Raw genomic sequence first — 22598 nt, forward strand, 5'->3', positions numbered from 1 at the left:
CCTGATCCCATGTTCCGCCGCATCATTCATGAGCACTGGCATGACCTCGTTCCGGTTATTGCCTTTATCCTGACGTTTGCCGTCTTCATCGTCGCCTTCATCCGCGCTCTGCTGGCGCGGAAGGAGACGGTGGCCCACATGGCGGCGCTGCCGCTGGATGAGCCCCTGCAGGTGCCGGCCACGGAGGCGGTGGAGAAGGGCCCGGCAGAGAAAGAGGAGGGCGCAGGCTGCTCCGACACCTGCCGCAGGTGCCCGGGCTGCCGCCGCAAGGAAGGCGGCCCTGCCCACGAGTCCGACCACGCCCGCCCCCACTCTCATTCTCATCTGCACACGTCCACACACTGAAGCCCATGTCCAAGCCCACCGAGGAAACAACGCCTGAACTCCGGCCGCATGTGTATGACGGGATTCAGGAGTATGACCAGAAGCTGCCGAACTGGTGGCTCTTCACCTTCTACATCGCGATTGCGTTCTTCGTCATCTACTGGCTGGCCTACTACCAGTTCCAGCTCATTCCCACGGATGAGGACCGCATGCACGCGGCCATGGCGCAGATCGACGCGGCGCGGCTGAAGCAGCTGGAGTCTCTGGATGACGCCAAACTCTGGGCGATGTCCAGGGATGCGAAGGCGGTTGAGTCGGGCAAGGCCACCTATGCTGCAAGCTGCATGGCCTGCCATGGCCCCACGCTGACGGGTGGTCCCGGGCTGCCGGGCCTTTCGCTGGCAGACGAGGTGTGGAAACACGGCGGTCATCCCACGGAGATTCTGAAAGTCATCCGCAAAGGCTCGCCGGACGTGACCAAGGGCATGCCCGCCTGGGAGCCGCAACTGGGGCTGCCCCGGGTGCTGGAGGTGCTGGCCTATGTGCTGAGCCATCACCAGGAGGGGGAGAACTTCAAGGTGGACCCCAACGACAAGCCGGCCTGGATGGCCGCGACGCCAGTCGCAGGGGCCCAGTGATGTGGGGGATAACTGAAACAACATGAGCCGCTCCCTTCCCAACCTCATCAGCGTCACCACCATTGCCCCGGACGGGTCCCGGCGCACGGTGCAGCCTGCCGATGTGCGGGGGCGGTACACCTTCTGGCGTCGCGTCACGGCGGTGGTGCTGCTGGCGGTGTACATCCTGCTTCCATGGATCCCCATCAACGGCAGCCCCGCTGTGTTTCTGGATGTGGCCCACCGGCGCTTTCACATCCTGGGTTTTGTGCTGGCGGCGGAGGATCTCTGGCTGGGCTTTTTCCTCGTCACCGGGGTGGCGTTCTCGCTTTTCTATGTATCAGCCTTGATGGGGCGGGTTTGGTGCGGATGGACCTGCCCCTACACCGTGTTTCTTGAGCACATCTATCGCCGTGTGGAGCGCTGGATCGACGGGGACGGCCCGGCCCGCCGGAAGCTGGAAGAAGCGCCGTGGACGGTGGGCAAGGCGGTACGCCGGGTGTTCAAGCACGGCATTTACCTGCTGCTCTCCGCCTTCATCGCGCACGTGTTCCTGTCCTACTTTGTCTCCCTGCGCCAGCTCTATGCCATGATGCAGGGGCCGCCTTCGCAGCACTGGCTGGCCTTTGGCGTGGTGGCGTTTCTCACGGCCTCGTTGTACTTTGCCTTCAGCTGGTTCCGGGAGCAGTTCTGCATCATCCTCTGCCCTTATGGCCGGCTTCAGTCTGCCCTCACCGACGATCACACGGTCAACGTGGGGTATGACAAGACGAGAGGCGAGCCACGGGGCAAGGTGAACACACCGGGCGCGGGCGATTGCATCAACTGCCGCCGCTGTGTGCAGGTGTGTCCTACGGGCATCGACATCCGCAACGGTCTGCAGCTGGAGTGCATCGGCTGTGCCGCCTGCGTGGATGCGTGCGATGACATCATGGCCAAAGTGGGGCGCAAACCCGGCCTCATCCGCCACGACTCCCTGGCGGCCTTCAAAGGCGGGCGCACGAGGTGGGTGCGGCCGCGCACCGTGCTCTACGGGCTGCTCCTGGCCTGCGGGATGATCGTGTGCAGCCTCTCCCTGCTGGCGGTGAAGCCGGTGGGAGTTTCATTGAACCGGCTGACCGGAGCCCCCTACTTCGTGAACAACGGGGAGATCCGGAACCAGTTCCAGCTGCGGCTCGTGAACAAGCGACCCCGGCCTGCGGTTTACCGGGTGGCGCTGGCACCGGATGCGCCGGAGGGCCTGCGCCTGACGGACGCTGCAGATGCCGTGGAGGTGCCCGCCCTGGGTGAGGTGGTGAAGACCGTGGTGCTGACCCTGCCGAAGGACCACTTCCGTGGGCCCATCAAGACGCAGCTCTCCATTTCGACCGAGCCGGATGGCCGGGCCCAGGTGGCGCGGGAGCTGGAGTTTCTTGGACCTGATCCCCGACTGCAAAACGATGAATATCTCAATCCGAAAAACTATCTCCGCTAGGCCCTGGCTGCTGGTGGTGGCGGCCTTTGTGCTGCTGGTGACCATGTGGACGGGCCTGATCGTCGTGGCGGTGCGTCACGCGCCGCAGAGTGTGCCGTTGTCCCCCGTTGTCCATGACCAGCATTGACACCACGGCAGGCGCCTTCCTGGCAGGTCTGGTGACCAGTCTGCACTGCGTGGGCATGTGCGGCCCTCTCGCTTGTGCCTGGGCCACGGGGCGGGGCGGGGCGTCGTCTGGTTTCCTGCGAAACACGGCGGCTTATCACGCCTGCAAGCTGGTTTCCTATGCCCTGGTGGGAGCGATAGCCGGGGCGCTGGGCACGCTGCCGGTGCGCCTGTTCCAGCACGGGCCGGGGCTGCTGGTGCCGTGGCTCATGGTGGCCATGTTTGCCTTTGTCGCGCTGGGGCTGGAGCGCTGGCTGCCCAAGCCCCTGTTTCTGACGCGGCCCATGGCGCGCGTGCGGGCCTGGGCTGCCAACCGGGGCGGTCTGGCCCGGGCCTCGCTGTTGGGAATGGCCACCCCGCTGCTGCCATGCGGGCCGCTGTATCTCATGTTTGGCCTGGCGCTGGCGAATGGCTCCGCTCTGCGCGGGGCGGAGTTTGCCGCTGCCTTTGGCCTGGGCACGCTCCCGCTGCTGTTGCTGGCCCAGACGCAGTTGCGACTCCTGAACCTGCGCCTTACGCCCTTGCAGATGCACCGCCTCCAGCGGGGGCTGGCCCTCTGCGCCACGCTTGTGATGGTATGGCGCCTCCGCGACACCCTTACCGGGGCGGCGGAGGTGAGCTGCTGTCATTGAATGGAATTCCACCCTCGTGCCCCGGCTTGATCAATCATGAAACACGATGCCGCCCCCCTCTGCCAGCACTGTGGCACGCCTGTGCCATCCCAGGCGCTGGATGCGAGGTTCTGCTGCGCCGGGTGCGCGTATGTGCATGAGCTGCTGGTGACGGAGGGGCTGGGCAAGTTCTATGAACTACGCGGCGGCACCGCGCTGCCGCCGGTGGCCCCTGATGCCCTGCGGGCCCGGGATGATGAATGGCTCCAGGAGCAGGTGGCGGCAGCAGAGTCGGCTGCCGGACCCGGTGGCACGGCACACCTGGACCTGGCCGTGCAGGGGCTCACGTGTGTGGGCTGTGTGTGGCTCATGGAAAAGGTCTTTCACAGCGCCCCGGGGGCGATGCATCTGGATGTGCATGTGGCCCGGGGGGAGGCGCATGTGGAGTGGCAGGCCGGGGAGTGGGATCTGCCCGCGTATGCGAGGCGGCTCCAGCAGTTTGGTTATCTGGTGGGGCCGGCCGGGGAGCGAGGAAACACCTCCGTGCAGTCCGCGGGATTTGGCCGCCGGGTGGGGCTCTGCGGGGCCTTTGCCATGAATGCCATGGCCTTCTCCCTCCCGGGTTATCTGGGCATGCGGCCGGACTTCCTCTTTGCCTCCTGGTTTGACATCATCGCCGCCTGTTCCGCCACGCTCTCGGTGCTGGTGGGCGGGAGTTATTTCATGGAGCGCAGCGTGAACTCCCTGCGGCAGGGCATTCTGCACATGGACACCCCCATCGCCCTGGGCATCGCGCTGGCCTGGCTGGGCTCCATGGCGGGCTGGCTGGCGGGGGAGGCCCGGCTCAAGTACTTCGACTTCGTGGGCGTCTTTGTCTTTCTCATGCTGGCCGGGCGCTGGCTCCAGCAGAGCATGGTGGAGCGCAACCGCCGCCGCCTGCTGGCAGCGAGTGCCGTGCCGGGCTGGGTGCGGGTGGTGGGGGCGGAGGGGCGGGAGACGCGCACGGTGTTGGATGAGGTGGTGGTGGGTGACCGGTTGCGCATCCCTTCCGGCAGCATCTGCCCGGTGGGCGGGGTGCTGGTCTCCCCTGTGGCATCGCTGAGCCTGGAGTGGATCAACGGCGAAAGCGCGGCAGTGGATCGTACTGGCGGGCAGGCGGTGCCCTCGGGAGCGGTCAATATCGGTCTGGGCCAGGTGGAGGTGCGGGCCACAGAGGTGTGGAAGGCGTCCCTGCTCTGCCGATTGAATGCCGCCACCGGTCAGGAGGGCTCACGCGCGGTCTCCAGCCGGTTCCTGGCAGGGTATCTCATGGTGGTGCTCGCCCTGGGAGTGATCGGGGCGGCGGGATGGTGGCTCTCAGGACACGGGGTGGTGAAGGCGCTGCAGGTCATGATCTCCGTCTTTGTCGTCTCCTGCCCGTGTGCGCTGGGGGTGGCGGTGCCCTTTGCCGATGACCTGGCGGCTTCTCGCATGGCGCGCCTGGGGGTGTTTGTGCGGGCGGGCAGCCTGTGGGCACGGCTGCTGCGGGTGCACAAGGTGGTCTTTGACAAGACAGGCACCCTTACCATGGAGAACCCGGTGCTGGCCAATCCCGTGGAGGTGAGGGGAATGCCGCCCGGGGCCCGGGCGGCCCTGCGGAAGATTGTTTCCAGCAACCTGCATCCGGTGAGCCGCAGTCTCTTTGACGCCCTGGGGCCGGATGCGGCCTTCGATGATGCGGCGGCTGCAGGCGGAATTGAGGAAATAGCAGGCCAGGGGCTGCGCTGGACCAGCCCGGACGGGCGGGTGTGGGCTCTGGGACGGCCGGGTTGGGGGGATGTGAAAATGGCGATGGAAGGAGGCGTAGGCGTCCCGCGGGAGGCGCGTGCTGCGGATGCATGGTTCACGTGCGATGGAGTCCTGCAGGCAGGTTTCCGCTTCACAGACTCCCTGCGGCCTGAATCGGTGGAGGCGTGTGAGGCCTTGCGGGGCCGGGGTTGCAAGCTGTATCTGCTGAGCGGGGACCGGGAGGCCAAGGTCGCGGCAGTGGCCGGGCAGTTGCACATCCCCGTAACCCACTGGCAGGCTGAGATGACGCCGGAGGGCAAGGCAGCGCGGGTGAGGCAGATGAACCAGCAGGACACCCTGTATCTGGGGGACGGGGCCAACGATGTGTTGGCACTGGAGGCGGCGCTGTGTGCGGGCAGTCCGGTGACGGGGCGGAACTTTCTGGAGCACCGTGCAGACTTTTACTTTCTGGGGAACTGCCTCCGCTTCATGCCGGAGCTGCTCCAGATGGCGGTGGTGCGCTCCCGGGCCGTGCGCCGGGTGCTGGCCTTTGCCCTGGCTTACAATGCTGCGGCCGTGGCGCTCTCGCTGGCAGGATGGATGAACCCGTTGCTGGCAGCGGTGCTCATGCCGTTGAGCTCTCTGCTCACCCTGGGGCTGGTGGGTGCCACGTTCCGCAGCCGGTCCGGGGCGTTTGTGGCAAATCGCACGCAAGAACGGACGGAAATGGAGCAAACGATGCGTCGCACTGCGGGGCCAGTTCCGATATCATGATAGGGGAAAACTACCCCATCACGGCCATGAAAACGTATCGTCACATCCTCGTCGGCATCGATTTTTCGCCCGCTTCCCGGGCAGCTCTGAGGACGGCAGTTCGCATTGCCTCCTCTCACGACACGCCGCTGACGGCGGTGCATGTGATGGATCCCACCCTGGCGGGAGCCATCAAGGAGGCCCACAACTTCAGCGATGAGCAGCTCTTCGCCGACATGAACGAGCGGGTGCAGACCTTCATGACGCATGCGGAGATCGGCACTGAGATGGTGCAGACCCGTCTGGAAGTGGGGCAGCCCATTGCGGTGCTGGGGGCGGCATGCCTGGAGCTGGGGGCTGATCTGCTCGTGCTGGGCTCCCGCGGGACTGAACACGGGCCCAACCAAGTGGGAACGGTCGCCTCCAAGTGCCTGCGCAAGGCTCCTGCGGACGTGCTGCTGGTTCGCACCCATCTGGACGGCCCCTTCAAGCAGGTGCTGGCCTGCGTGGACCTTTCTGAAACTTCTGCCAAAGCGGTGCGCAGTGCCCGCTGGATCGCGGAGCGGGATCACAGCAAGCTGGACTGCCTGTTTGTCTATCAGAGCGCACTGGCACTCTCGCTGGACTATGGTGGATTCGTGCCGCCGCTGCCGGTGGCGGATACCGCTGTGGGGGACACCTGGAAGAAGGACCTGGACGACTTTGTCCGGCCCCTCCTGCGCACCAGCGAGGATCTCGACTCCCGCAACATCATACTGGAGCGGGTGAACATCCGCGAGGCCATCGTGGAGCATATCAAGGAAACGAACACCGATCTCGTGGTGGTGGGTACGCGGGGCAAGAATGACTTGCGCACCTTCTTCATGGGCACCACCGCCGAGAAGGTGGTGTCGCATGCGCCATGCTCCATTCTGGCGGTGAAACCCGATGGCTTTGTCTCCCCGCTCACTCCGGCACCAGCACTCCCGCCGGCCACGGTTCCCATGGCATGAAGTCCCCGGCCCGATCTTCCCAACACTTGAAGGGCATCCGATCCTCGGCGAGGGTGGTGGCCGGAGAAAATATGAATGGTCACCCGCCTGAGAATGATGAGCAGCATCTGCGCGAACTGGAGGAGGTGCGCGAGGCTCTCCGTCTCAGTGAGGATCGCAATCGCGCCATCGTGGAGACGGCGGTCAATGCCATCATCACCATCAACGAGCGCGGCGTCATTGAGTCCGTGAACTCCGCCACCGTGCGGATGTTTGGCTACGTCACGGAGGAGATGATCGGAAGGAATGTGAGCATGCTCATGCCCAGCCCCTACCGTGAGCAGCATGACGGGTATCTGGGAAACTACCTTCGCACTGGCGAGCGGAAGATCATCGGCATCGGCCGGGAGACGCTGGCCCAGCGCAAAGACGGCACCATCTTCCCCATGGACCTGTCTGTGGGGGAGGTGAAACTGCCGCGTGGGCGGATCTTCGCCGGCATCATTCGCGACATCACGGACCGCAAGGAGCTGGAGCAGCAAATCCTGGGAATCAGCGAGGAGGCGCAGCACCGCATCGGGCAGGATCTGCACGATGACTTGTGCCAGCAGCTCGCCGCCATTGGCTGCCTGGCCAAGGTGGTGCTACAGCGTCTGGAGTCCACGCGGAATGGCGAATCTGCCAATGTGGCGGAGATCGTAAAACTCATCTCCCAGGCCAACACGCGGGCACGGGAGATGTCCCGCGGGCTGGTGCCAGTGGTGTTGGATTCTGAGGGGCTCATGGCTGCGCTCAATGAACTGGTGGCCGGCACGGAGCGCATCTTCCGCGTGTCCTGCCGTTTCCGCTGTGATCCGCCCGTGCATCTCTACGAAAACAAGACGGCCACCCAGCTCTACCGCATTGCCCAGGAGGCGGTGGGAAATGCCATCAAGCACAGCCACGCCACGCGGGTGGAGATTCAGCTCACGCAGCAGGGGGGCATGTTGCAACTGACCATCCGCGACAACGGCATCGGCATCCCGGACCATTCCCCGCGCAAGGGCACGGGCATGGGGCTGTACACCATGGGACATCGGGCAAAGATGCTGGGCGGCGAGCTCCACGTCGGGCCGGATGTCTATGGCGGCACGGTGGTGCAGTGCGATGTGCCCATGCCAGAGCCCCATTCTCAGTCATGAAGAAAAACAAAAAACGCGTCCTGCTGGTGGATGACCATCCCATCATGCGCCATGGGCTGGCCCAGCTCATCCGCGCTGAGGCGGACCTGGAGGTGTGTGGTGAAGGCGGCAGCGCGGCAGAAGGTCTGGCCCTGGTTGGCTCCTTGAAGCCCGATCTCGTGGTGGCGGATCTGACCTTGCCGGACAAACATGGCCTGGAGTTCATCAAGGATGTGCAGTCCATGTATCCTGGCACGCTCATCTTGGTGCTCTCCATGCACGATGAGTCCCTGTATGCCGAGCGCGTGTTGCGTGCTGGCGCGCGGGGTTACGTGATGAAGGAGACCGCCGCCGACATGCTGGTGCTGGCCGCCCGCCGGGTGCTGGATGGCGGCATTTATCTCAGTGAGAAGATGTCCAGTCTCATGCTGGAGATGATGGCAGGCCATCGGAAGCCGGTGTCCAGTTCTGCGCTGGACCGTCTCACGGATCGCGAACTGGAGGTGCTGCAGCTCATTGGCCAGGGGAGGGCCACCCGGCACATCGCCGAGCAGTTGCACGTGAGCGTGCGGACGGTGGATGCCCACCGGGCCAACATCAAAGAGAAGCTGCAACTGGCAGATGGGGCCACCCTGGTGCGCTACGCGGTGCGCTGGATGGACACGCAGGCCAAAGCCTAGTGGATTCCTCTACGCCCGGATTGCCGTTTTCATGCCTCGTGCAGCCGTAGGGGCTACGAATTTACCCCGGCCCAGGATGGGTGATCGTGGAGCGTCAACCAGCCCGACGTTACCATGAATCATCCTCTGAATCACCCCAGCCTGCTTCCCCAACTTGCCCAAAGTGATCTGTTCCTGAAATTCCGGGAGGCCTTTGAAGTGGCCACTGGCCGTCATCTGGACCTGCAGCTTGTGCAGGATCAGGATCAGAAAGCGAAGCCTGATGAATTGCCCTTCCCTGTGATCCTCAAGGTGCCGGTGCAGGTGAATGGTCAGCCCTTCGCCGAACTGGTGCTCGATCCCGTGCGTCTGTCTGACGGGGAGTTCGCGAGCTTTGACAAAGTGGCCGTCAGCCTGCTGGACGACGGCTGCGATGCCGCGATGGTGCGCCGCGCGCAGGCGGTGTTTCAGAACATGCCCGCGCTGCCCGCCAACCGCCTGGAGGCGCTCCGGATCATGATGCAGTGCTTCAGCACGCAACTGGGTGACCTGGCCTACCGGCTTTTTCTTCAGTGCGCGGACAATGAACCCCCGGCCGTACGCCGCGCGCGGCAGCACATCACCCAGCATCTGGCGCAGCCGTTGTGCCTGGAGGAAGTGGCGCGCCACTCCGGGGTGAGCCCGTTCCACTTTTGCAAGATCTTCAAGCGCTTCACCGGTCTCACCTTCACGGAGTATGTGAACCGCGCCCGGGTGGAGAAGGCCAAGCAACTGCTCATCAAACCCCAGTCCCGCGTGACCGAGGTGGCCTATGATGTTGGCTTCCAGTCCCTGTCACAGTTCAACCGCAGCTTCCGCCGCGTGATGGACCAGTCTCCCACGGAGTTCCGCAGCAGTATGACGCCAGCGGAGAAGCGGCACATGTTGGCGGGGAGTTTTTAGTTAAATTATAAATTATAAATTATAAATTATAAATTATAAATTATAAATTATGAATGAGGAATGAGGGGGGCGTTGAAGATTAACCACAGAGGGCACGGAGTTTCAAGGAGACTGAAACTGAGGTTTAGACAGAATTAACAGAATTTACGGAATTGGGTTTAGCTTCTCGTGATGAGTGTTGTCACCCAGAACCTTAAGCGGGAATCCAATTTTGTTAATTCCGTCAATCCTGTCTAAGAAATCATTCCTCTGTGCTCTCTGTGTCTCTGTGGTTAAACAAGATGCTCGTTATCCCTTCGGCTTTGCAGCCTGCCAGCCTTGTTCTGCCTGGGCGGAGAGTTGCTTTACCAGATCCGCTTTGGCCGGGTCGGCGGCCAGGTTGATGTTTTCCTGAGGATCGGTCTGATGGTCGTACAGCTCCAAGGCCACGACTTTTGAGGCGTCGGTGCGGTCCACCCAGCGGGTGAGGCGATACTTCTCGGTGCGCATGCTGTAGCCCATGACGGCCACGCCTGCCTCTTTGGCACCACGAGGATACTGGCTGAAGGCGGCGGACTTCCAGGCACGTGAGGGTTCGTTGAGCACCGGCACGAAGCTGGTGCCTTCCAGATGGGCTGGGAGCGGCAGGCCACAGAGTTCGGCCAGGCTGGGGTAGATGTCCACGAACTCCACCAGAGCAGCGGTCTTCTGGCCTGCAGATTTGAGGCCGGGGACGGAGACAAGCAATGGGGCATTCGTGTCGTTCTCCACGGTGCTGTGTTTGCACCAGGAACCGTGCTCGCCCAGCTTCCAGCCGTGGTCACCCCAGAGGACGATGATGGTGTTGTTTCTCAATCCCAGGCGGTCCAGTTCGTCCAGCAGCCGGCCGACCTGGGCGTCCATGTAGCTGATGGCGGCATAGTAGCCGTGCTTGAGCTGGCGGGCCAGGGCGTCCGGGATGGGGCCCTGCTGCGGGATCCCGGCGTAGTTGCGCAGTTCGCCAAAGTTGGTCACCGCATAGGGCGGGGCATCCCTGGCGGGCTGGGGATTGGGCGCCAGTTCGATCTGGGCGGGATCATAGAGATCCCAGTACTTTTTGGGTGCGACAAAGGGGAGGTGCGGACGAATGAAGCCCACGCCCAGCCAGAAGGGCTGATTTTTGGCCGACGCCTCACGCAGTGCGGCCACGGCCATGTCGGCCAGCGCACCATCGTGGAAGGCATTGTCCGGGCTGTCGGAGCTTTCAAAGGCCGGGCCCCTTCGGGCGGCATTGGGCTTTTTGCCCGCTGCTCTGGCCTCGGCCGTCAGCTTCTTGCCCAGGTTCTGATTTTCCGGCAGTCCGTACACGCCATGGGGCAGTTGGGGCTTGGTCCAGGGCACACTCCAGGATGCCGGATCATCCAGGCCGCTGTGATAGAGCTTGCCCATGCCTTGGACGTAGTAACCTTGATTTTTGAAGTGCTGGGGCAGAGTCACCACATCAGGCAGGGACTTGCGGAAGTGTCTCACCAGGTCATAGACCTGTGTCGTGTCTGGCCGGGCTCCGGTGAGAAGGCTGGACCGGGAGGGGGAGCAGACGGCCTGCTGACAGTAGGCGTGCTGGAAGGTCACTCCGCTGGCCGCCAGGCGATCGAGGTGGGGTGACTTGACGATCTTGCTGCCGTACGCCCCGAACTCGGGACGCAAATCATCCACGGCGATGAAGAGGACATTGGGCCGTGACTTGTCGGCGGCGGAGATCGAGGAAACAAAGACAAACAGGGCCATAAATGGCGCGGGGAATTTCATGGTCGGGGCCGGGTCAGGGGGTCTTTTTGAGAGTCAGGTTGATCTGCCGGACGTCCATGACGGACTTGCCGGAGATCTCCAGGGCGCGGAGGGTGAGCGGCCCCCGCCCTTTCTCCAGATGGAGGGTGCCCAAGGGGAGGGGGCGGAATTCCTTCATGCGTGACTCTGCGGGTGGGCGGGGAAGGGTGTCCTGGTTCGTATAGAGTGGCGGATCCCAGGCTGGGGCGACTTTCCCGGTGAGACGGCTCTGCAGGTGCGTGAGCTCCACGGTGGCTCCGGCATCGCCCTCCGGGCAGGTGTAGAGGATCTCCACCTCGTACTCGCCGGTGGTGTGCACCTCCACGTCCCAGGTCATCTTGTCCTCCAGCGTGGTCCAGTTGACGAAGTAGGAGCAGTTTGGGGCATTGGCGCTGCGTTTGACCCCGCCGGAGGGCGTGCCGTCACGGGCGGGGAGGGGAGTTCGTGGAAACTCCCCATAGCCCACCGGGTAGGGGCGGGGGTCCATGACGGCTCCCTTGGCCTGGCCCTTTTTCTTGGGGCCGGCGGTGGAGGGGGCGGGGCCACTGCCCAGCACGTCGGTGCGCCACTGTTGCACGGCCTGGCGCAGTTCCTCCGCCGTGGCAGGCTGGGTGGCGGCCACATCGGTTTGCTGTCCGGGGTCGGCCAGCATGTCGTACAGGCCCCCCTGCGCATCCAGCCGGTACTGCTGGCTGCGCACGCTCACATTGCCGTTCTGATGGCTGAAGATCAGGCGGGGTGCCCAGTTCGGGTTTTCTTCCTTGAGCAGCGGGGTGAGATCCCGGCCATCCAAAGGCTGGTCGCCCACACGCGGGGCTCCCGTCAGGGCGCTAAGAGTGGGCAGCAGGTCGATGGCACCGGCAATTTCCTTCACCACCCGCCCTTTTGGCAGCGTGCCCGGCCACCTCAGGTAGCAGGCACTGCGCACGCCGCCCTCATCCGTGCCGCCCTTTTTGCCCTTCATGCCGCCATTCCAGCGGAACGTGTTGGGCCCATTGTCGCTAAAATAGACGACCAGGGTGTTTTCCTCGATCCCCAGTTTCTTGATCTGGGCCAGCACGCGGCCCACATTCCAGTCCAGGTTCTCCATCATGGCCAGGACGCAGCGGGTCTCGTCCAGGTCTTCCTTCACCGTGTCGGGGGCCGTGAGGGCCAGGGGCTTGTCCTTGAACCGCTGCCAGTACTCCTGCGGCACGGCCCAAGGGGAGTGAGGGGTGTTGTAGGGGAGGTAGCAGAAGAAGGGGGCGTCCTTGTGCTGCTCCATGAACTGGAGGGCGTGGTCGGTGAGGTCGTCAGCGATGAAGCCCTTCCCGCGCACAGGCTGGCCGTTGTGGTCCAGGGGCGGGTCAAAGTACTCCCCCCAGTGTCCGGAGGTGAAGCCGTAGTATTCCTCGAACCCGCGGGCGTTGGGGTGGTAGGGCCACTGGCTGCCATTGTGCCACTTGCCAAAGGCCCCGGTGGCATAGCCTGCTGACTTCAGCGTGTCCGCCAGCGTCTTTTCTCCCAGGTCCATGCGTTCCTGTCCGCTGGAGACCCCGCGCACACCGGTCCGGGGGTGGTAGCGTCCCGTGAGAAACTCTGCCCGGGTGGGCGAGCAGACGGCGCAAACGTAGAAGCGGTCCAGGCTCACGCCATCGCGGGCCAGGGAGTCGAGGTGCGGCGTCTGGAGGTTGGTGTTCCCGCTGGAGCTGAGATCGCCCCAGCCCTGGTCATCGGTGAGGATGACCACGACGTTCGGTCGCGGTGCTGCCGGGGCCTGGATGCCGAAAGTGACGACCGCCAGCGTGGCGATGAGAAGGGTGGGAAAGCGATGCGGGCGCATGGTGGGACGGGAGGGCGCGTGAGCCCCCCCTTGGGAACGACGTGACTGGGAGCTTCTTCCGCAAACTTGCGGAGACCTCTTGCCGCTGTGGATCAACCGCGGGCCACGGTCAGTACCCAGACCCGGGCCGCGCCTGCTTCTTGCAGGAGCACCTTGGCGCACTCACTGGCGGTGGAGCCCGTGGTCAGCACGTCATCGATCAGCAGGATGGTCTTGCCCTTGAGCCGGCCCCGTCTCACCAGGGAGGGTTTCACCCGGAAGGCTCGCTTGAGGTTTGCCAGACGTTCCCGGCGGGACAGGGAGGCCTGCGGGGTGGTGGCCCGGACGCGCTGCAGAGCCTCCAGGGACGGGATGCGGTGAAGCTGTGTGAGGCGGGTGCAGAGTTCCCAGGACTGGTTGTACTCGCGCTCCCGCCGCCGTGCATGATGCAGGGGAATGGGCACGAGCAACCAGGACTCACGATCCGCGCTGGCCAGGCGGGCATCCTGAAGCACGCGAGACAGCAGACAGGTCAGCAGACCGCGCAAATGCAGCTCCCGTTGATACTTGAAACGGTGGATGAGTTCTCGAACCGCGTCATCCGCGCGATAGCCCGCGATGGCGAACTCAAAATGCAGCCGGAGATCCTGACAGTTGCCGCATTGGAAGGCATCGGTGATGGCCCCGTGATAGGGCTCCCCGCACCGGGAGCAGAAGGGGGCGTGCACCTCCGGGAGGTTCTGCAGGCAGCCGTCGCAGAGCCAGCGGGCAGCCCCGGTCCGCCCCGCCCCGATCTGGCATTCACACACCTCGCAGCGGCGGGTGTAGAGCAGATCCAGGAAGGCGGTCCAAAGCCTGGGCAGGAGGGCAGGGCTCGACATCGCGTGCGGCGGGGGAAGGATGGGGATTGTGGAAACTACTGCCACTGCTTCAGCCGCTCGGGGAACGGGCAGTCTTCACAACTGGAGTCGTCCTCCAGGCAGTAGTCCTCATAAATCTGCAACAGGCCCTGCTGCTGGAAGAGGCGCTTTTGGAAGAGGTCGGCGGTGGTCTCCGCGCCAAAGAGGCGCAGGGCGGCGCGGCGGACCTTCTGGTTGTCCAGAACCGCAGGCAGATCCTTGTAGTCCATCCAGAGACGCTCGTCCTCCGGCACCAGCAGGGGATAGGCGAGGTTGGCCAGGATCTCCTGGGCCCGGGAGGCGCCGATGAGGGCGAGGGCCTTGGCTGCAGGGGCGGCGAGCAGGGTGTAGTGCTGGCTCCAGTAGTCGTGTTTGAGATCCAGCAGGATCTTCACGAAGCGCTTCCGATCCCAGGCGGCAACCTCCCGCAGCGGGGCGAAGACCTGTTTCCAGTTTTCCAACACGGCACTGAGCGCACCGAGACGACGCTGGGGATGGTTGCCCGGGCGGGCCCCCGCAATCTGCCAGACGGGCTGGTTGGGAGGGAGCAGCCACTCTGCGTACGCCTCGCGCTGCTTCCACCAGGTGGACCAGAGCTGGCGCAGGTAAGTGCGGGTCTCCGGTTCGGTGTCCTCGTAACGGACGGATTCGAGGAAACCTGAGACTCCGAAGAGCAGGGACTCGCGCTCTGTGGCATCCCGTTTGAGCAGGGTGCGCAGGGGCAGCCTTTGCGCCAGGATGGTGAAGGGGCGCTGGTTGTTCCGGTACCCCAGTGCTGCGGCCAGGCTCTGGTACACGGCCTGCTCGCGGCCATGCAGCCGGACCAGGGCATGGAGCCGTTCAGACTTCCGCTGCAGACGGTACTGGGCCGCGGCCTCCAGCAGACTGCCCACCGCGGCCTCTGGCATGTGGCGCAGCGGGGTGGAGCAGCGCCCCAGGCGGGCCTCAGCCAGGAGCTGGGGCCGGGCGTTGCTCTTCAACATATCTGGCGTCAGATACACCTGCAACACCTCGCGGTGACCGGCGGTGCGGGTGAAGACGCGCGCCTCCGGCTGGTGGAGGAAGAGGTGCAGCACCACCTGCTCGTAGTTGGGATTGGCCCCGTGGCCGTGCCGTTCCCAGTCGCGGGCGTCCGGGTCCAGTTCGATGTCGCCTTTCAGCGTCTTGCCGTTCAGTTGCAGGGCACAGCCGGTGAAGTCCGGACCCGCGGCGTGGTTCCATACACCGAAATCGCGGATCGCGAGCCTCTGACCGTCCACGGTGGTGAACTCGGTGCCAAACTCCCCGGCATACCAGAGGCTCTGGAGGTCCAGCTCCGGCATGGACTGGCCCCAGTGCTTCAGCGCAGGGCGTTCCGCCACGGAATCACCGAGGACGGTATGAAAAAACTCACGGTAGCGGTCAGCGGGGGCGGGCATGGTTTTTCGAGGGAGGCGGCAATCTGACGCTGGGGCAGTGGGGGGCGCAACTGTGGTTTGAGGATTTGTGCAATTGACGGAGGGGTGGGAGTCGTATCGGACAGAGGGCTTTCACCTGCCCCGGCACCTCCTCCACCATGCCATCACCCCCGCTGCTTGAAGCCCGCTCACTCTCCAAGAACTACGAGGCCCGGCAGGTGCTCCGGGAGGTCTCGCTGACCGTCTGCGCGGGGGAACGGGTGGCGCTGACCGGCCCCTCCGGCAGCGGCAAGACCACGCTGCTGAATTGTCTGGGCGGGGTGGACCGGCCGGATTCCGGCAAGCTGCTCTTTGACGGCCAGGTGATGAGTGATCTGAACGGAAAGGTGCTGGCAGAGCTGCGGAGGAGGTCGATCGGGACGATCTTCCAGTTCTTCCACCTGCTGCCCACACTGACGGCGGCGGAGAATGTGGAGTTTCCCCTGCAACTGCTGGGGGTGAAGCATGAGGCGCGGCAGCAGCGGGTGCGGGAGCTGCTGGAGCGGGTGGGCATCTCCCACCGGGCGCAGGCGCTGCCCTCCCAGCTCTCGGGTGGGGAGATGCAGCGCGTAGCCATCGCCCGGGCCGTGGCGCATCAACCCCGGCTGCTGCTGGCGGATGAGCCCACGGGCAATCTCGACTCCCGCAGCGGGGGCAATATCCTCGAACTCCTCCATGAGGTCTCGGCCGAGCAGGGTGTGGCCCTGGTGCTGGTGACACACAGTGAAGAAGCGGCCGCCATTTGCTCGCGCCGCATTCATCTGAAGGATGGCCGGATTGTAGGGACGGATGAAACGCCCGCTGCCACATTGGGTACGACATCACCTCAACCGGCCGCGCCGCCGCGCTGACGCTCGCATGGACGGCCTGATCCTCCTCCTCCAGCGCTTCACCTTCCGCCACTGGCGGCAGGCCCCGCGCACCACTCTGCTGCTGGGGCTCACCCTGGCGCTGGGCGTGGCGGTGTTTCTCAGCATCCGCATGGCCAACCGGGCGGCGCTCTCTGGATTCTCCAACTTCACCGAGCTGATCACGGCGGAGAGTGATTTCATCATCCAGGCCACGGCCGGACCTCTGCCGGAGAAAGCGCTGCTGGACCTCCGCGAGGCGATCGAGCCCTTTGCGGCGGTCTGCGTGCCGATCATCGAGACCACGGCCTCGCCTCCGCGCAAGGAAGGGGAGCCCACTGGCCTGAGTCAGCGGGAAACGTTTACGCTCTACGGGCTGGACCTGGTGTCTCTGCAGAATGTAAGCACGGCCAGGGGCCAGTCGGAGACGGTGGCGGAGGGCGGATTGGGGAGCTTGTCGATCCTGGGCAAATCCAATGCGGTCTTCATCAGTTCCCGGCTCGCGGAGCGTCGGGGATTGAAAGCCGGTGACTCATTAGAACTGGTGATGCAGGACCAGCGGGTGGGCTTGGAGGTGGCGGGGATCATGCCGGACCGGGACAAGTCCGTGCGGGTGCCGGAGACGTTCCTCCTCATGGATCTGCCGGCGTTGCAGCGGCTCCTGGGCAGAGGAGGTCAACTGGACCGGGTGGAGGTGATTCTGGAGAAGGGGAAATTGGGGCAGCAGGCGAGGGCGGAGGTGCAGCGGGTTTTGGAAACTCAGGGTGAGGGGCGCTGGCGGGTGTCCACCCCGGCGCAACGGCGGGAATCCGCCTCAGTGATGACACAGGCCTTCCGGTGGAATCTGGGCATTCTCTCCATGCTGGCGCTCGTGGTGGGGCTGTACCTCGTGTTTCAAGCGCTGGACGGGGCGGTGGTGCGCCGCCGGGAGGAGATCGGGGTGCTGCGGTCCCTGGGTGTAGAACCTCGAACCCTGCAACATGCCTGGCTGCTGGAATCCCTCCTGCTTGGAGTGGCTGGCGGGATCTTGGGCGGCCTGCTGGGCTGGGTAGGTGCGCTTGCTGCGGTGAAGCTGGTGGGGCAGACGGTGAATGTGCTGTACCACACCACTCACACGCAGGGGGTGGGCTTCACCCTGGAGGATCTGTGGATGGCGCTCACGCTGGGCATGGGAGCCAGCCTTGTCGCAGGCTGGTGGCCGGCCCGGCAGGCCGCCCGGACGCCGCCTGCGCAGTTGCTTACCCGGCATCTGCCCCAGCCGGTGGGTGGGGGGCGCTGGCGCAAGATCTGGCCCGGGCTGATCTGGGTGGCGCTGGCGGCTGTGCTGGCGACACTGCCCCCACTGCGACTGGAGGGTGGCGGACGGTTTGCCCTGTCAGGATACGGCGCGGCCATCTGTCTGGTGGTGGGGGGCGGTCTGCTGGCAGGGGGCGTGTTGCAGCTCATGGGGCGTTTCCTGCAACCCCTGGCCCGGTGGTCGGCCCCTGTTCGTCTGGCGGCCAGTCATTTGCGCCGGGCCTCCTCCCGGCACCGTCTCGCCGTGGCAGCGTTGCTTTGCGCCGTGGCCATGACCTCCGGCATGGCGATCCTGGTGGGCAGCTTCGACCGCACCATGCGGGGCTGGATCAACCGCACCTTTCAGGCGGATCTCTATGTCGCCAGTGACGGGGCGCAGAGTGCCTCCTCACAAAACCGAATTCTGCCCGCCACCTGGCAATGGTTGCGTGACCAGCCGGAGGTGGAGGATCTCAACGCCATCTGCTTCCAGCCCCTGCAACTGCCCGAGGGCGAGACCCTGCTGGCGGCGGGTGACCTGGGCTTCATGCAACGTCACTCAGACATGGCCTGGATGCAGAAGCCGGAATCGGAGGAGATCTACGACAAGGATCGAAACGCGGGCCTGTGCCTGGTGAGCGAGGCCTTCAGCGAACGCTTCCGCAAACGGCGGGGGGATGAGGTGCTGCTGCCCGTTCCAGATGGGGTGAGGAAACTGCGCATCGCAGGCGTGTACTCGGACTATGGCAACGAGCGTGGCACGGTGATCGTGGACCGGGTGCACTATGCGGCGTGGTTCAGGGATGATTCTGCGTCCCGGCTCGCCGTGCAGTTGAAAGAGGGCAAGGCACCGGAGAGCGTTCGTGCGGCCTGGCTGCAGCGTCATCCTGGTCTGTCCATCTTCACGAACGGCCACCTGCGCAATGAGGTGATGCGCATCTTCAAGCAGACCTTCGCCATCACTTATGCCCTCGAACTCATCGGGGTGGTCGTGGCCGTGGTGGGGCTGGGCATGTCGCTCGCCAGTGTGCTGCTGGAGCGCCGGGCGGAGCTGACCACGCTGCGTGCTCTGGGCATGTCGCGGGAAGCCATGGCGCGCGCCACCATGCTGGAGGGTGTCTTCCTCGCCCTGGCAGGCACCGTATGCGGCCTGGTGGTGAGTGTGGCCCTGGGCTGGGTGCTGGTGTTTGTCATCAACAAACAAACCTTTGGCTGGACCCTGCAGTTCACCCTGCCGTGGACGGCGATGACGGTGCTGTTGTTGCTGGTGGTGGGCAGTGCGGCGCTGGTTTCCTGGGCGACGGGAAGGTGGGGGGCGGACTTGCCGGCAGACAGGGAGGAGTGAGTTTTAGAAACCAAAATTCAAACTACAAGATTCAAACTTAAAATGGGAATGAGAACGATGCTTGGGTTTTGGGCCGCCTGCCTTCTGGCGGGTGCGCTGGGAGCTCAGGAGCCGCTGTTGAAAACGGCGGAGGGCTTTGCCTTGCCTCAGCCTGGGAGGGTGTTTGAGTTTCCGCGGGATCATGGCAGCCATCCGGAGTTCAAGATCGAGTGGTGGTATGTCACCGGGCATCTGTACGCTGCGGGTGGTCGGCGCTTTGGTTTTCAGGCCACGTTCTTCCGCCAGGCCCAGGCCAAGGCTGAGGCAGGAGAGGAGTCCACGCTGTATCAGCACGGGCAGATGCACCTGGCGCACATGGCGCTGCTGGATGCTGGCAGCGGGAAGTTCCTGCATCAGGAACGGCTCAATCGGGCGGGATGGGATGCGGAGGCGGATGAAAACACGCTGGCGGTGCGGAATGGCAACTGGTCACTGAAGATGATCCGCCCGGTGGAGCAGGCCATGCAACTGCTGGGCACGGTGGCGGGTGAGGCGAAGTTTGACCTCGAACTCATCCCTGCCAAGCCGCTGGTGTTTTTTGGCAAAGACGGCGTCTCCCGCAAGGCGGATGGGCCCACGGCCGCGAGCCACTACCTGACCTTCACGCGCTTGAAGACCCGCGGTCAGCTCCAGTGGGGGGATGAGAAACTGGAGGTCACTGGTGAGGCGTGGATGGATCACGAGATCAGCAGCAGCCAGTTGGATCCTGAACAATCCGGCTGGGACTGGGCCGCCATCCAGCTCAAGGACGGTCGGGAGATCATGGTGTATCGCATGCGCCGCAAGGACGGGGCATTGGACCGACACTCCACCCTGGCATGGATCGATGCGGCGGGGAAGGTGCAGCATCACAGCGTGGACCAGTTTGTCTGGAAGGAGCTCGGTTATTGGCGTAGTCCGGTGACGAAAGCCAGCTACCCCATCCGTGCCGAGATCCAGACTGTGGACCCCGCCACCGGCAAGCCCCTGCACCTGAAACTCGAACCCCTGGCTGAGGCGCAGGAACAGACGGGTGCCATGGGCGGTACCGCCTACTGGGAAGGGGCATGCCGCGTGGTGGATGCAGTGTCAGGTGAAGAACTGGGCTCCGCGTTTTTGGAACTGGCGGGGTACACGGGAGATTTGGCGGGGCAATTCCAGTAGAAATCAATTATAAATTAGGAATTAGGAATTAGGAATTAGGAATGGAGTGCAGGTTGGGTGGATCGTTGGAAGGGGAAGATGATTCCATTTATCATTTCGAATTCAGAATTCATAATTGGCAGATGCTCTTCTTTTTGAGAGGCTGGTTCTCCTGTCACCGTATGTCCCGGTGAAAGTCTTTGCCCGCTGCCTGCCATGAATACGCCTTCTTCTCTGTTGGAGCATCCTTCCCGTCGTCAGTTCATCCTCCAGAGCCTGGCGGCCACTGGGGCGGCTTTGGTGGGAGGTCCGGCGGTGGCCGCGCCCACGGCTACGGCTTCGCAACCCGTTTCCGAGTCGCTGGTGACCACGCTTTACGGCACGCTCGATGAGGCACAACGGAAGGTGTTGTGTTTTGATTTTGACCACGCGTTGCGGTCCAAGGTGGACAACAACTGGCACATCACTCCCAAGCCGATCCAGGATGTGCTCAACAAGGACCAGCAGGCGATGGTGCGGGAGATCTTCGACAAGCTGCACAGCGATGAATACAAGGACAAGGTCTGGGAGCAGTTTGACCAGGACAACAAGGGGGATGGTGGCTTTGGCAGTGCGAGCATCGCCCTCTTCGGCGAGCCGGGGAAAGGCAAGTTCGAGTTTGTGCTGACGGGCCGTCACTGCACGCGCCGTTGCGATGGCAACAGCCTGGCGGGCACGGCCTTCGGCGGGCCCATCTTCTACGGTCATGCCGCCAAGGGCTTCAATGAAAAGCCGGACCATCCCGGCAACGTGTACTGGTACCAGGCCAAGCGGGCCAACGAGGTGTTTGCCGCCCTGGATGGCAAGCAGCGGGAAATGGCGCTGAGGCCGGAAGGTCGTGGGGAGGCGGGCAACGCCACCGTGAAGCTGACAGGGCGCAAGACCGGCATCGAAGGCATTCCCATGACAGAGCTCAGTTCTGACCAGAAGGACCTGGTCCGCAAGGTCCTGGCGGATTTGCTCCTGCCCTTCCGCAAGGAGGATGCCACTGAGGCACTCGGCTACATCGAGAAGGCGGGTTTTGACCACCTGCACATGGCCTTCTACAAGAATCAAGATGTCGGCAACGACGGCGTCTGGGATGTGTGGCAGCTCGAAGGACCGTCTATGATTTGGTATTTCCGTGGCGATCCCCATGTGCATTGCTGGGCGCACATCAAGGATGGCGTGGCGTGAGGCGTGGGGGGGCATGCTGACAACTAAACGCCCATGCCATCAGGAAAATGTAAGTCGCCACGCATCATCGCACCTCCCTGGGTGTGCAATTTGAGGACTGTAAGCCCGGATTCAGAGGAGCTCCTATGAAAGCCGGACCTTGGGTCCTCCTGAAAGGGCATTCCTGCCATCGGTAGGGCGGATGTGCCATCATGACTTTGAGCGCGCCAAGGTAAAATCGCAAGTCTCGAAGGAAATGGAAAGAGATCGGTCCTCACTCCCAAAGAGAAGGAGGCGTGAGGAAGTTTCTTCAATCACATCGCCCGCTTGAGCTTTCCCAAACCAAGGCAAGTCCCTCAAGCTGCGCGTCGAGTTCCGCATTGACCCAAAATGTTCTGCCGGACTGTCGTTTTTGAAGCCCGGACCCGATGTGGATGCGATTTTGGATTCAGCGGCGTAGGCAGCGGCTCGTCTGCGATCTGCTTTCAACGATGGCGACACCTCGATTGACCGGGATGCTGTTCCTGTCATTATCTCTGTTTCTTGAACGAGAACGATTGAACAGGATCAACTGCCTATGAGTGACGGATTTCTTCACAAGTACTTTCTCAACAATGCCAACAAGCGGTTGCACAAGTGGATGCACTACTTCGACATCTACGAGCGGCACTTTGCCCGTTTTCGTGGCAAGTCGCCGGTGATCATCGAGATCGGCGTCTTTGGCGGCGGGTCACTGGCCATGTGGAAGGAGTACTTTGGTCCTGGGTGCAAGATTGTCGGCATCGACATCAATCCAGAATGCAAAGAGCATGAAGGCGAGGGGATCGAAGTGTTCATCGGCAGCCAGGATGATCCCGCAGTCATCGAATCCATCTTTGCCAAATATCCTCACGTGGACATCGTGCTGGATGACGGCAGCCATATGATGCAGCACATGATCCGTTCCTTTGAGCTGATGTATGACCGGGTCAACCCCAACGGGGTGTACATGGTGGAGGACACGCACACCTGTTACTGGAAAGAATATGAGGGGGGACTGGGGCGTGAGGGCAGTTTCATGGAGTTCGTGAAGCACAAACTCGATGAGATTAATGCTGTGCACACCAAGGACCAATTGCCGATCTCCGAGTTCACGCGCTCGACAGATTGCATCGCCTGCTACGACAGCATCGTGGTTTTCGAGCGCCGACGTCAGGGCCAGCGCCAGGCGCCGATCACGACGCCCATGTGAGTGAAAGCGGAGGGGGAGTCGGAGTATGCGCCGAAGCGGTGTTTTGGTTGCTGTTGTACGCTGCGTCTTGATACAAGGGCATCCGGCAGGCGAAAGCGGCGCTTCACGCACGCATTCCAAAGCGACTTCGTCGCCAGATGTTGGTTATAGTGGGATAGGGTGCATCTGAGAGCTTGCGAT

At 63.4% G+C, this 22598-nt stretch carries 19 protein-coding genes; 15 read left to right on the top strand and 4 right to left on the bottom strand.

The window, feature by feature from the left end:
* Nucleotides 1-9: 9 nt before the first annotated feature.
* The 10 genes from VSP_RS33790 to VSP_RS38890 all read left to right on the top strand — a co-directional run bounded on the left by VSP_RS33790 (nucleotide 10) and on the right by VSP_RS38890 (nucleotide 9443).
* On the top strand, nucleotides 10-345 hold the full coding sequence (locus VSP_RS33790; protein ID WP_009958923.1) for a hypothetical protein: 336 nt from the start codon (nucleotides 10-12) through the stop codon (nucleotides 343-345).
* Between the two features lie 5 nt (nucleotides 346-350).
* Nucleotides 351-962, top strand: coding sequence for a cbb3-type cytochrome c oxidase N-terminal domain-containing protein (locus tag VSP_RS04020; RefSeq protein WP_009958924.1), 612 nt, complete (start codon nucleotides 351-353; stop codon nucleotides 960-962).
* Nucleotides 963-984: 22 nt separating this feature from the next.
* Complete coding sequence (gene ccoG / locus VSP_RS04025; RefSeq protein ID WP_009958925.1) at nucleotides 985-2415, top strand: cytochrome c oxidase accessory protein CcoG; 1431 nt, start codon at nucleotides 985-987, stop codon at nucleotides 2413-2415.
* Nucleotides 2381-2542 (top strand): hypothetical protein, encoded by a 162-nt coding sequence (locus tag VSP_RS41900; RefSeq protein ID WP_157210724.1) that lies wholly within the window; start codon nucleotides 2381-2383, stop codon nucleotides 2540-2542. The genes ccoG and VSP_RS41900 overlap by 35 nt, the downstream gene beginning before the upstream one ends.
* Nucleotides 2529-3212 (top strand): sulfite exporter TauE/SafE family protein, encoded by a 684-nt coding sequence (locus VSP_RS04030; protein ID WP_009958928.1) that lies wholly within the window; start codon nucleotides 2529-2531, stop codon nucleotides 3210-3212. Before VSP_RS41900 ends, VSP_RS04030 begins: the two co-directional genes overlap by 14 nt.
* Nucleotides 3213-3248: 36 nt before the next feature.
* The gene (locus VSP_RS33795) at nucleotides 3249-5732 is read left to right on the top strand and encodes a heavy metal translocating P-type ATPase (protein ID WP_009958929.1); all 2484 of its coding nucleotides are present in this window, start codon (nucleotides 3249-3251) and stop codon (nucleotides 5730-5732) included.
* 26 nt (nucleotides 5733-5758) lie between these two features.
* Nucleotides 5759-6703, top strand: a complete 945-nt coding sequence (locus VSP_RS04040; protein WP_198141308.1) for a universal stress protein — start codon at nucleotides 5759-5761, stop codon at nucleotides 6701-6703.
* A complete protein-coding gene (locus tag VSP_RS33800) occupies nucleotides 6700-7863 on the top strand; it encodes a sensor histidine kinase (protein WP_009958931.1) in 1164 nt (387 codons plus the stop codon). The genes VSP_RS04040 and VSP_RS33800 overlap by 4 nt, the downstream gene beginning before the upstream one ends.
* Nucleotides 7860-8522, top strand: coding sequence for a response regulator transcription factor (locus VSP_RS04050; protein ID WP_009958932.1), 663 nt, complete (start codon nucleotides 7860-7862; stop codon nucleotides 8520-8522). The genes VSP_RS33800 and VSP_RS04050 overlap by 4 nt, the downstream gene beginning before the upstream one ends.
* Before the next feature lie 114 nt (nucleotides 8523-8636).
* Entirely contained in the window at nucleotides 8637-9443 is an 807-nt protein-coding gene (locus VSP_RS38890) for a helix-turn-helix transcriptional regulator (RefSeq protein WP_009958933.1), read from the top strand.
* 288 nt (nucleotides 9444-9731) lie between these two features.
* Here VSP_RS38890 and VSP_RS04060 read toward each other — a convergent pair whose 3' ends face one another.
* The 4 genes from VSP_RS04060 to VSP_RS04075 form a co-directional block, all read right to left on the bottom strand.
* Nucleotides 9732-11210 carry a sulfatase gene (locus tag VSP_RS04060; protein WP_198141309.1) on the bottom strand — a complete coding sequence of 493 codons (1479 nt, stop codon included), beginning with the start codon at nucleotides 11208-11210 and terminating at the stop codon, nucleotides 9732-9734.
* A 13-nt stretch (nucleotides 11211-11223) separates the two neighbouring features.
* Nucleotides 11224-13050, bottom strand: coding sequence for an arylsulfatase (locus tag VSP_RS04065; RefSeq protein ID WP_009958937.1), 1827 nt, complete (start codon nucleotides 13048-13050; stop codon nucleotides 11224-11226).
* Nucleotides 13051-13142: 92 nt separating this feature from the next.
* Nucleotides 13143-13910, bottom strand: coding sequence for a ComF family protein (locus VSP_RS04070; protein ID WP_009958939.1), 768 nt, complete (start codon nucleotides 13908-13910; stop codon nucleotides 13143-13145).
* Nucleotides 13911-13945: 35 nt separating this feature from the next.
* The gene (locus tag VSP_RS04075) at nucleotides 13946-15346 is read right to left on the bottom strand and encodes a DUF2851 family protein (RefSeq protein ID WP_009958941.1); all 1401 of its coding nucleotides are present in this window, start codon (nucleotides 15344-15346) and stop codon (nucleotides 13946-13948) included.
* 137 nt (nucleotides 15347-15483) lie between these two features.
* Between VSP_RS04075 and VSP_RS04080 the strand changes: the two genes are divergently transcribed.
* The 5 genes from VSP_RS04080 to VSP_RS04100 all read left to right on the top strand — a co-directional run bounded on the left by VSP_RS04080 (nucleotide 15484) and on the right by VSP_RS04100 (nucleotide 22418).
* A complete protein-coding gene (locus tag VSP_RS04080) occupies nucleotides 15484-16215 on the top strand; it encodes an ABC transporter ATP-binding protein (protein WP_009958943.1) in 732 nt (243 codons plus the stop codon).
* Between the two features lie 7 nt (nucleotides 16216-16222).
* Nucleotides 16223-18832, top strand: a complete 2610-nt coding sequence (locus VSP_RS04085; protein ID WP_009958944.1) for an ABC transporter permease — start codon at nucleotides 16223-16225, stop codon at nucleotides 18830-18832.
* Nucleotides 18833-18880: 48 nt separating this feature from the next.
* Nucleotides 18881-20014 (top strand): lipocalin-like domain-containing protein, encoded by a 1134-nt coding sequence (locus VSP_RS04090; RefSeq protein ID WP_009958945.1) that lies wholly within the window; start codon nucleotides 18881-18883, stop codon nucleotides 20012-20014.
* Between the two features lie 195 nt (nucleotides 20015-20209).
* Nucleotides 20210-21208 (top strand): DUF3500 domain-containing protein, encoded by a 999-nt coding sequence (locus VSP_RS04095; protein WP_009958946.1) that lies wholly within the window; start codon nucleotides 20210-20212, stop codon nucleotides 21206-21208.
* Between the two features lie 556 nt (nucleotides 21209-21764).
* Nucleotides 21765-22418, top strand: coding sequence for a CmcI family methyltransferase (locus VSP_RS04100; protein WP_009958947.1), 654 nt, complete (start codon nucleotides 21765-21767; stop codon nucleotides 22416-22418).
* Nucleotides 22419-22598: the final 180 nt, after the last annotated feature.

The organism is Verrucomicrobium spinosum DSM 4136 = JCM 18804, assembly GCF_000172155.1.
Lineage (GTDB): Bacteria > Verrucomicrobiota > Verrucomicrobiia > Verrucomicrobiales > Verrucomicrobiaceae > Verrucomicrobium > Verrucomicrobium spinosum.

Excerpts from the sequence above, each read along its gene's own strand:
- VSP_RS33790 (WP_009958923.1), top strand. The coding sequence starts at position 10 with ATGTTCCGCCGCATCATTCATGAGCACTGGCATGACCTCGTTCCGGTT.
- VSP_RS04020 (WP_009958924.1), top strand. The coding sequence starts at position 351 with ATGTCCAAGCCCACCGAGGAAACAACGCCTGAACTCCGGCCGCATGTG.
- ccoG (WP_009958925.1), top strand. The coding sequence starts at position 985 with ATGAGCCGCTCCCTTCCCAACCTCATCAGCGTCACCACCATTGCCCCG.
- VSP_RS41900 (WP_157210724.1), top strand. The coding sequence starts at position 2,381 with ATGAATATCTCAATCCGAAAAACTATCTCCGCTAGGCCCTGGCTGCTG.
- VSP_RS04030 (WP_009958928.1), top strand. The coding sequence starts at position 2,529 with ATGACCAGCATTGACACCACGGCAGGCGCCTTCCTGGCAGGTCTGGTG.
- VSP_RS33795 (WP_009958929.1), top strand. The coding sequence starts at position 3,249 with ATGAAACACGATGCCGCCCCCCTCTGCCAGCACTGTGGCACGCCTGTG.
- VSP_RS04040 (WP_198141308.1), top strand. The coding sequence starts at position 5,759 with ATGAAAACGTATCGTCACATCCTCGTCGGCATCGATTTTTCGCCCGCT.
- VSP_RS33800 (WP_009958931.1), top strand. The coding sequence starts at position 6,700 with ATGAAGTCCCCGGCCCGATCTTCCCAACACTTGAAGGGCATCCGATCC.
- VSP_RS04050 (WP_009958932.1), top strand. The coding sequence starts at position 7,860 with ATGAAGAAAAACAAAAAACGCGTCCTGCTGGTGGATGACCATCCCATC.
- VSP_RS38890 (WP_009958933.1), top strand. The coding sequence starts at position 8,637 with ATGAATCATCCTCTGAATCACCCCAGCCTGCTTCCCCAACTTGCCCAA.
- VSP_RS04060 (WP_198141309.1), bottom strand. The coding sequence starts at position 11,210 with ATGAAATTCCCCGCGCCATTTATGGCCCTGTTTGTCTTTGTTTCCTCG.
- VSP_RS04065 (WP_009958937.1), bottom strand. The coding sequence starts at position 13,050 with ATGCGCCCGCATCGCTTTCCCACCCTTCTCATCGCCACGCTGGCGGTC.
- VSP_RS04070 (WP_009958939.1), bottom strand. The coding sequence starts at position 13,910 with ATGTCGAGCCCTGCCCTCCTGCCCAGGCTTTGGACCGCCTTCCTGGAT.
- VSP_RS04075 (WP_009958941.1), bottom strand. The coding sequence starts at position 15,346 with ATGCCCGCCCCCGCTGACCGCTACCGTGAGTTTTTTCATACCGTCCTC.
- VSP_RS04080 (WP_009958943.1), top strand. The coding sequence starts at position 15,484 with ATGCCATCACCCCCGCTGCTTGAAGCCCGCTCACTCTCCAAGAACTAC.
- VSP_RS04085 (WP_009958944.1), top strand. The coding sequence starts at position 16,223 with ATGGACGGCCTGATCCTCCTCCTCCAGCGCTTCACCTTCCGCCACTGG.
- VSP_RS04090 (WP_009958945.1), top strand. The coding sequence starts at position 18,881 with ATGAGAACGATGCTTGGGTTTTGGGCCGCCTGCCTTCTGGCGGGTGCG.
- VSP_RS04095 (WP_009958946.1), top strand. The coding sequence starts at position 20,210 with ATGAATACGCCTTCTTCTCTGTTGGAGCATCCTTCCCGTCGTCAGTTC.
- VSP_RS04100 (WP_009958947.1), top strand. The coding sequence starts at position 21,765 with ATGAGTGACGGATTTCTTCACAAGTACTTTCTCAACAATGCCAACAAG.